This window comes from Paenibacillus sp. 01T422, from assembly GCF_056398785.1.
In genome coordinates this window covers 1-8672 of record NZ_JBFTQB010000177.1, presented here as the reverse complement: position 1 = coordinate 8672, position 8672 = coordinate 1, and the positions used below count along the sequence as shown (strand labels likewise).

Annotated in this window: 9 protein-coding genes; 4 read left to right on the top strand and 5 right to left on the bottom strand. The window is 44.6% G+C overall.

The features are described 5' to 3' along the window. Nucleotides 1-672: LysR substrate-binding domain-containing protein (locus AC1DUA_RS12480; RefSeq protein WP_477500059.1), on the bottom strand; the 672-nt coding region annotated here is incomplete at its 3' end. 169 nt (nucleotides 673-841) lie between these two features. On the opposite strand from AC1DUA_RS12480, the gene AC1DUA_RS12475 reads away from it, so the two are divergent. The 4 genes from AC1DUA_RS12475 to AC1DUA_RS12460 are packed head-to-tail and all read left to right on the top strand — an operon-like array spanning nucleotide 842 to nucleotide 5930. After that, nucleotides 842-1804, top strand: a complete 963-nt coding sequence (locus AC1DUA_RS12475; RefSeq protein ID WP_477500058.1) for an ABC transporter ATP-binding protein — start codon at nucleotides 842-844, stop codon at nucleotides 1802-1804. A 38-nt stretch (nucleotides 1805-1842) separates the two neighbouring features. After that, entirely contained in the window at nucleotides 1843-2949 is a 1107-nt protein-coding gene (locus AC1DUA_RS12470; RefSeq protein ID WP_477500057.1) for an ABC transporter substrate-binding protein, read from the top strand. Nucleotides 2950-2973: 24 nt separating this feature from the next. Continuing rightward, on the top strand, nucleotides 2974-4632 hold the full coding sequence (locus AC1DUA_RS12465) for an ABC transporter permease (protein WP_477500056.1): 1659 nt from the start codon (nucleotides 2974-2976) through the stop codon (nucleotides 4630-4632). Then, nucleotides 4629-5930 (top strand): MBL fold metallo-hydrolase, encoded by a 1302-nt coding sequence (locus tag AC1DUA_RS12460; protein WP_477500055.1) that lies wholly within the window; start codon nucleotides 4629-4631, stop codon nucleotides 5928-5930. Before AC1DUA_RS12465 ends, AC1DUA_RS12460 begins: the two co-directional genes overlap by 4 nt. Before the next feature lie 12 nt (nucleotides 5931-5942). Here AC1DUA_RS12460 and AC1DUA_RS12455 read toward each other — a convergent pair whose 3' ends face one another. The 4 genes from AC1DUA_RS12455 to AC1DUA_RS12440 form a co-directional block, all read right to left on the bottom strand. Continuing rightward, nucleotides 5943-6506: a 5' nucleotidase, NT5C type gene (locus AC1DUA_RS12455; RefSeq protein ID WP_477500054.1), complete on the bottom strand. Its 564-nt coding sequence runs from the start codon at nucleotides 6504-6506 to the stop codon at nucleotides 5943-5945. Between the two features lie 26 nt (nucleotides 6507-6532). Beyond that, nucleotides 6533-7177: a pentapeptide repeat-containing protein gene (locus AC1DUA_RS12450; RefSeq protein WP_477500053.1), complete on the bottom strand. Its 645-nt coding sequence runs from the start codon at nucleotides 7175-7177 to the stop codon at nucleotides 6533-6535. Nucleotides 7178-7210: 33 nt separating this feature from the next. Then, complete coding sequence (locus AC1DUA_RS12445) at nucleotides 7211-7819, bottom strand: sigma-70 family RNA polymerase sigma factor (RefSeq protein WP_477500052.1); 609 nt, start codon at nucleotides 7817-7819, stop codon at nucleotides 7211-7213. A 279-nt stretch (nucleotides 7820-8098) separates the two neighbouring features. After that, nucleotides 8099-8672 (bottom strand): DUF475 domain-containing protein (locus AC1DUA_RS12440; protein WP_477500051.1); only part of this gene is annotated, 574 nt, incomplete at its 5' end.

Below are 8672 nucleotides of genomic sequence, written 5' to 3'. Positions count from 1 at the left end.
CATCTCCATGACGGGTTTGAGTTCAATGCCTAAGCTTTTGGCCCATTTCAATGTCATGGTACGCGTACTAGACTCTTGTCCATGCAAAATAAAAGGAACGTCCTTTAGCACCTCTGGATGGAGATTAGCTTGTCTTGCCAAACGATGTTTCGGGTTAAAAAAGAAGACCAACTCGTCTTCACATAACGTTTCTCCAATCAGTGGCGCCCATTGGAACGGTTCCGCCGACATTATGCCAATATCGATTTCATGATTCAAGAGCATTTCCTGAATGACAGGAGAGGTCCTGATCGTGAGAGAAATCGAAATTTGTGGATAAAGTTTAGAGAATCCACTCAAAATGCTTGGAAGCACATATGTGCCAGGCACATAGCTTGCTCCAATTTTCAAGTGTCCACTCCCTCTTTCATCGAATTCCTTCACAACTCGCTCCGCTTCTTGAGCTAGTGCATTAATCTTCTTCGCATAGTGGTTCAAGGATTGTCCGGCTTCTGTCAAATGCACTTTCCCTGCTTTTGAATAAAATAATCCCACGCCCAACTCTTGCTCCATACTTTTCATATGGAAGGAAACTGTCGGCTGCTTCAACCCTAATTGATCGGCAACTGTGGTAATTCGTTTGTGTTTATCTATTAATTCAACGATTTGCAGCTTAATTAGATTCCAGTTCATTGTAAGATTCTCCTTATCATTCATTGCTCGCAAAACCATTATAGAAAAAATCTATGGAGAATAATAGTTTCCCAACAAAAACTTAACAATAGATTTACCTTACGTTGACACTCCGCTGATTTTGCTCGCCTAAACTTAGATTGTTCCTAAGAACGGAAGGAAGCTTGAGATGACTTTACAACTTCAAGGTATTAACAAATCCTTCGGTGCCTCGCCGGCGCTCAAGGACATTCAACTAACCCTTACCAAAGGGAAATTCACAACTTTGTTAGGACCATCTGGGTGCGGTAAGACAACATTACTCCGAATCATTGCAGGTCTCGAATCTCCTGATCAAGGCGAGATTCATTTGGGAGATGTGTGTCTCTTCTCCAAGAACCGCAGAATTAACCGCCCCGTTCATCAACGAGATTTTGGTATGGTGTTTCAAGATTTTGCCCTTTGGCCGCATTTGACGGTCTTGGAGAATGTTGCTTTCGGGCTCAAGGCAAAAGGCGATACAACAAATTGGCGTCAACGTGCAATGGAAGCTATTGATCTGGTTCAACTGCTCGGAATGGAGAAGCGATATCCCCATCAACTGTCAGGCGGTCAGCAACAGCGAGTCGCACTTGCTCGGGCTATTGTGGTCCGTCCACAGCTTGTCTTATTCGATGAGCCCATGAGTGCTTTGGACGCTCTATTACGCGAAGAAATGCGTATCGAACTTATGAATCTGGTGCGAAATATTGGCTTCACGGCCATATATGTGACGCACGACCAGATCGAAGCCATGTCCATGTCAGATGAAATTGTCGTTATGCAAAGCGGGGTCATTTTACAAAAAGACACACCTGAGGCTATCTATCGCAAGCCTACCCACCCGTTTACAGCCCGTTTTATTGGTAAAACCAATTGGCTGGAGACAGACAAGCGGCTCATTCGCCCTGAGCATATCCGTTGGGAACGCTTGACGGAGCAAGACCTTATGTATTCAGGGGAAGTACAAGCAGTCAGCTATATCGGCGAGCGTTATGAAATTAGTGTAGACATTGGTGAGAAAGATGTTTGGATGGCCTATCATCCATCACGTTTGGCTATAGGTGAAAATGTAAACCTTTATATTTCAAAAGAGCAGATTCATCAGTTGTAGTGAGTTGTAATTAAACAAATTGAGAGGGTGTATGTAAAATGAAAACGAAAATGAAGAAAAACCTTCAAGTGAGTACCATAGCTTTGATGTCCGTTCTATTAGGTGTTGGCTTAACAGGTTGTGGCACAGCCAGTAAGACATCCAATTCAAGCCCATCTACAGCTACTCCAGCTGCACCAGCAGCTTCAACGGCTGCTGCTACAGTGGCACCAACGCCTGAAGCTAAAAAGCTTAGTGGAAAAATTGTTGTATACAGCGCTGGACCGGCTGATCTCGCTACAAAAATCCAAAAAGGCTTTCAAGCTAAAACAGGTGTGGAAGTTGAAATGTTCCAAGGCACAACAGGCAAGATCTTAGCTCGTATGGAAGCTGAGAAAGCAAATCCAGTTGTAGACGTAGTTGTATTAGCTTCCCTCCCTTCAGCTATTGGTATGACAAAAAGTGGATTAACACTTCCTTTCAAAGAAGCTAAAAATGCCGACAAGCTGATCACTGATTATTCCGATAAAGATGGAAATTATTTCAGCTACAGCCTATCTGCATTAGGTATTGCTTACAACACCAAAACCGTTACCAACCCTCCAAAAGAGTGGAGCGATCTAACCAATCCAGAATGGAAAGATAAAGTGAATATTCCGGATCCTGCTCAATCTGGTTCTGCACTTGATTTCATGACCGGCTACGCTAATAAAAACGGCGATTCCGCTTGGGACTTGTTTGGTAAAGTGAAAGCGAATGGCGCTATTATTGCAGGAGCAAACCAAGAAGCAATGGATCCTGTTATTTCGGGTGCTAAAAGCATCGTAATGGCTAGTGTTGACTACATGACATATGCTTCCAAAGCAAAAGGCGAGCCAATTGATTTAATTTATCCAGCAAGTGGAACTGTTATTTCACCTCGACCTGCCATGATTATGAAGTCGAGCAAAAATGTTGATAGTTCTAAGGCATTTATTGAATATCTACTTTCTGACGAAGCCCAAAAAATGGTTACTGACGCCTACCTACTTTCTGGACGCAGCGATATCCAAGTACAAGGAAGAGTAAGTGCAAAAGACATTCCTACAATTAAAGTTGACTGGAATTGGATGAATGATAATCAAGCCGGTGTGACACAGAAATTCACGCAATTGTTCAAAAAGTAAGCTCCGGACGGGGATGACGATTAAATGATATTCAAACGTACGGGGACGTTTCTGGCATTGCTGCTTCTAGCAATGCTGGTCGTCCTTCCTCTTTTATTTGTATCTTTCAAAAGTATTTGGGTGAAGGGTTCGCTCGATTTATTGGCACCCATTCGAGTTGTATTGGAGAAAGATCTTACTGGTGTATTCAGTCACTCTTTAATGCTCGGCATTTGGGTCGTTGTTGGTTGTACGCTGCTTGCACTGCCGTTAGCTTGGATCATGGCCAAAACGCCGCTTCGCAAGCATCGCTGGCTAGATATTGTGCTGCTCATTCCTTTCATGACTCCGCCGTATATTGGCTCCATGGGATGGATTTTATTTATGCAGCCTCGTGGATATCTCGAGCAATTTTTCCCAGGGGCGCAATGGATCAGCAGCCATTTCTTCAGCTTATTTGGAATGATTACGATCATGAGCCTTCATTTGTTTCCGTTTCTGTATTTAATTTTACGCAATGCGATTCTTCAAGTAGGCAGCAACAAAGAAGAAGCTGCCGCTGTTCACGGGGCGAGCTTTCTCTACTCATTTCGCCGCGTCATGCTGCCGCTTGTGTTCTCTAGCTATGTCATGGGCGCTCTGCTCATCTTCGTCAAAACATTAGCTGAATTCGGCACGCCGGCAACATTCGGCCGGCGCATCGGGTATTTCGTGTTAACCACCGAAATCCAAGCTTCTATCTCCAGTTGGCCTGTCGACTTTGGTAAAGCAACATCGCTGGCTTCCCTACTGTTGCTGGCCTGCCTTGTGCTTTGGTACATACAGTCCGTAGTAGTCCGCCGGAATTCTTATAACCTTGTCGGTGGCAAGGGCACTCGTGACAAAGTCGCCTTCTATCTCGGCTGGCAGAAAACGTTAGCCTGGCTTTATGTGGCTCTATTACTCGCCGCATCCATCGGCATCCCGTATTTCTCCATCATTTCAGCCTCGCTGATGAAGCTCAGGGGAGGCGGGCTGGCCTGGAGTAATCTGACGCTGCTTCATTACGGCGAGCTGCTGCAGTGGGGCTCACCGAGCATGAAAGCGCTGCTGAACAGCCTCGGGCTCGCCCTGCTCGCCGCATGCTTAGCAGCCGCGCTTGGCACTTGGTTCGCCTTAACGATCGGCCGCGCCAAGCGGCTGCCGCAGCGCATAACGGATATGTTCAGCCTGCTGCCGAACACAGTGCCGGATATGGTCCTCGTCGTTGGACTCATTATGTTATGGAATGCGCCATGGATGCCGCTGCATCTCTACAACACCTACGGCATGGTCGTCCTCACTTACGTGGTGTTCTTCCTGCCGTATACCGTGCAATACGTCAAGGCACGTAACGGCCAGCTGGACGAATCCTTGCGGCAAGCCGGGCAAGTCTTCGGCGGGCAACCCTTGTACGTGTTCCGACGTATTGTCCTGCCACTGCTCCTGCCGGGTATTATTGCCGGCTGGATGATGACCTTCACCATCTCGCTCAGGGAGCTTGTCGCCTCGCTGATGGTGCTTCCGCCGTCGATGCAAACGTCGGCCACCTATATTTTTGCTCAATTTGAACAAGGTCAAATTTCGCTCGGCATGGCGATGGCCGTCGTTTCCGTCGGTCTCACAACAGTGCTGCTGCTTATCGTGAACAACATGAATACGAACAGAAAGTGGAATGTGGAATGATGCAATTGAACGTTTGGGGCGGCGCTGGCGAACACGGCCGCTCCTGTTATTGGATAGGTAATGAACAAACATCGATTTTGCTCGATTGTGGAGTTAAACGCGAAGGATGCGGGGAATACCCCCAGCTCGATCCGATCAAAGTTGCTGACTTGGGCGCTGTTTTTCTTTCTCATGCGCATGAGGATCACTCGATCGCCATCCCTTGGTTATACAAGCTAGGTTATTCCGGCAAGGTATGGACGACCCGACTGACCGCACAACAGCTTCCTGGTTATTATGCAGCTTGGGAGAAACACGTCAAACAGCAAGGTGGAGAGCTGCCCTATGATGAAACGGATATCGCTCGTGTCCAATACGCTTTCATCGAAGATATAGCTCCGCCTCAGCAGTGGATTGAACTCTCTCCAACRCTTCGCATGTGTTGGGGGCGCAGTGGACATATGCTAGGTTCGATATGGATGCTACTGGAAATCGATGGGAAGCGATTGTTCTTTTCCGGAGATTACAGTGAGGATTCCCTGTTGCTGGGTACGGATGTACCAGAGGACATCATTAATGGAAGCATACCTCTAGATGCTGTGATTATTGATGCTGCCTATAGTACCGATGCCGAGTATCAAAACGAGAAGCTGGAAAAGCTTTTCATTACGGCTGAGGAAATTATAGATGAAGGTGGTCAGCTTCTGCTGCCTGTTCCTGTTTGCGGGAGAGGACAAGATCTGCTCTTGCTTCTGCGTCAGCGTTTCCCAGAAACGCCCATACGTGCCGAAGCAGAGCTCATTCAAGCCATGGAGCTAATGCTCCAGCACCCCAGTTGGCTGAAACCAGGCATGGAACGTAGTCTCACGGAGGCATTGAATAACGAATGCTTTGAAGTAATCCAGAATGAGGATCAGCGAAAGCGATTATTACATGAGGATATGGCCAATTCACGGGCAGCTATCTGGTTCACGAGTGATGGGATGATGCAATCTCCCAAATCCCAATGGTACTACGAGCAGCTTCGTACAAAAATTACGAATTGCATTCTCTTAACCGGACACGTCGCTATGGGAACAAGAGCACAGCGACTTCTAGCGATGAGCGAAGAAGAGCGCGGCTGTCAATTAAGAATGGTTCGATACAAAATCCATCAAGGATTACCAGATGTACGCAAAATGACTCAATCGTTGAACAGCCCATATAAACTTCTGGTCCATGCACCAAAAAAAGAAACAGATGCCCTGCTTAAGCAGCTAGCATCTGAAGGTATCGAACATTTACTTTCCTTACAACCAGGTGATGCAGTCAATTTGTAACTATACCGCTTGCTATGATTTCAGCTCTTCCCACAACTGATCCCAAGAAGTTATCCGCGGCAAATTGAGATGCTGATTGTAGGATCGGTCTTTGACATAGGCTTTCACTGGCAATTGAGATAAGGTCTCGAGAACTTTCGGCTTATCGTCAAAATAATAATCCAGTTTCAAATCTTCAATAATATGTACTTTCTCGGAATCACTCATTCCGCAATAGAAATGGTCTTCCTCGACGGGAAACCCATTCTGAACAAGCCACTCACGCGTCCGTTCCGTATGCTCTTTCGCTCTTGCCGTAATATAGTAAACCTCATGACCCTGCTTAACTAACTCATGTAAGATCTCTCGTGCATGCGGGAATGGAGCGCAGTCTRAGTAATAAATATCATCGCGGAGGCTCAGCCAGAGCTTCCCTCCCTCTTCTTTCGTCAACCCGAAAGCATCATGAATCTCCATCGTAGTCAAAGCCTGAAACACGTCTAAACCGATATTTTGATTCAACCTGCGATTATAGATATGAAAAGCATGCTCTCTTAAATTAATGAGTGTATCATCAATATCAAAACCAAATTTCACAGTTGCCCCTCATTTCACTGAACCCTTTATTCCTTTAGTATAAGCCCAAAAAGACTTGCAAATACGGAAGCTTRACCTCTAGAAATGATGCAGCCGCGCAATTCTTCTACACCTACGCCTAGACTTGTGAAATCACAGGAACTAAGATCAATTCCTGCCAACTTAGCCCCCGTGAACTGAGCTCGATCCAGCTTACATTCTTCAAAATACATCTTCTGCAGTGTTGTCTCATAGAAATCGGCACTTAAGAGCGAACACTCTTGGAAAGTAACTTGTCTGCAATTAGCCATCCGGAAATTAACATAATCCCCTAAACAAGTATCGAATAGCACATTGCGAATCGTTGCTCCAGTCATATCCATCCCGATAATCTTACAATTTCTAAATTCAGTTCTGTGAATCGTTGCTTCTCCAAAATCTACGTTTGATAAATCACATCTTTCGAAGATTACATCCGTCAATTCAATATCTTTCATTGCAATTCGCGTGAACGTGACATTTCGAAAAATAATTTTATCAAAAGCAACTTTCGACGCTTTCTGATTATCAATTGTACAATCGCTTATAATTCCCGTATGGAAACTATCTTCCGAGTCCATCCCCTCATCAGGTAGTGATATCGAAGGCAACACTTTCGGCATCTTTGGTGCTTCAATTTTGGAAGTGCTCATTAGGATGCTCCTCTGTCTGCTAGAATGATATGTTTAAAAAATAATAACCGATGTCAGGCTTTGCAGCATGAAGAACAGTGAACCCCATTTGCGCTTAATGAAATTTCGGCCGCGAAAAAGCCTTGTTTTGATCGTCGTAACAGGTAAGTTCACTTCTTTGCTGATATCTTCTAAAGACATATCTAAAAAGTATTTATACACGATCAGCGTTTTATATTTATCTGGTAGTTCGCGTATCATTAGCTCTACTTGCTCAGCTGTTTCTTGCTCAATTAATTGAAGTTCAGGTGTTTTCTCAAAGCTAGTCAGCTTATCATAGAAAGGCATCGCATCTTGAAACGGATTTGGATTCGTATCCATGGATAACTCCGACTTCTTTTTACGCAAAAAATCAATGGCTACATTTTTCCCAATGCTAAAAATCCAAGTAGAGAAATTCTTGCTTGCGTCAAAGCGATGGGAGTGCTGATACGCCCGTAGAAACGTCTCTTGTACGACATCCTCCGAATCCGATTTGTTGCGCAGCATTCGATAGGCTAATCGGTAAATTTTGTCCTTATACAGCTCAAGAAGTCGGCTAAACGCTTTGGAGTCCCCTTGAGTCCACATTGTTGCAAGCTGACTATCGCTTAATTGCAGCATGTTACAGCTCCTTTTTTCTTAACTGCCATCTTTTCAACTCTATCTTTATATTCTACCAAATCGAATCAAAAAAAAGAAACCTTTACAGGTTTCAGAGGTGTCTATTTATCGATAAATTTGGAGACAGATTCCGCTTTTTCAGAGGCTGCGACGACAATGACTACGAGAATAATTCCAAAGAGTATAAACCCGCCTATTATCATGCTGTGCACCTTCTTTGAATGATTTAATATCATCTTATTCAAAGATATGATGCACAGTTTCAATTATGCCCTCTTTTTAATTATGAGATTCCGATTTGTTCTTATTGCGCAGTAGGCTGAGAACAATAGTACCGCCAAACAGAACAATAATCACGGAGAAGAAGAGAACATGAGAGATTTCGAAGCCAAATGCTCCGGCGATCATCTTAAGACCGATAACGATAATAAGAATGAACGCTGTTTTTTCCAATTCCGGAATTTTATCAATTAATTTCAAGAAGACTTGTGCCACGCCTCTCATCATGAGTACGCCCAAGATACCTCCGAGGAACAATACCCAGACCTTTTCACTGACACCAAAAGCAGCAAGCACGCTATCCACACTAAATGCAATATCCATTACTTCTACCGCTAATACCGTGCGCCAGAAGGAAAGACCTTTGCTCTTCATTTCACCATTCTCATCCTCTTCATGTTTCTTGAAGAAGAGATTACTGATCGCAATCCAGAGGAGATATACACCACCAAGTACTTTAATCCAAGTAATTTGAACTAGGAATGTCCCCACACCAATAGCTACAAATCTAAAGATGTAAGCACCGATGAGTCCGTAGAATAAAGCTTTCTTCTGTTGTTCCTTAGGTAAATGC

Coding starts and splice junctions, on each gene's coding strand:
- AC1DUA_RS12475 (WP_477500058.1), top strand. CDS start 842: ATGACTTTACAACTTCAAGGTATTAACAAATCCTTCGGTGCCTCGCCG.
- AC1DUA_RS12470 (WP_477500057.1), top strand. CDS start 1,843: ATGAAAACGAAAATGAAGAAAAACCTTCAAGTGAGTACCATAGCTTTG.
- AC1DUA_RS12465 (WP_477500056.1), top strand. CDS start 2,974: ATGATATTCAAACGTACGGGGACGTTTCTGGCATTGCTGCTTCTAGCA.
- AC1DUA_RS12445 (WP_477500052.1), bottom strand. CDS start 7,819: ATGCTGCAATTAAGCGATAGTCAGCTTGCAACAATGTGGACTCAAGGG.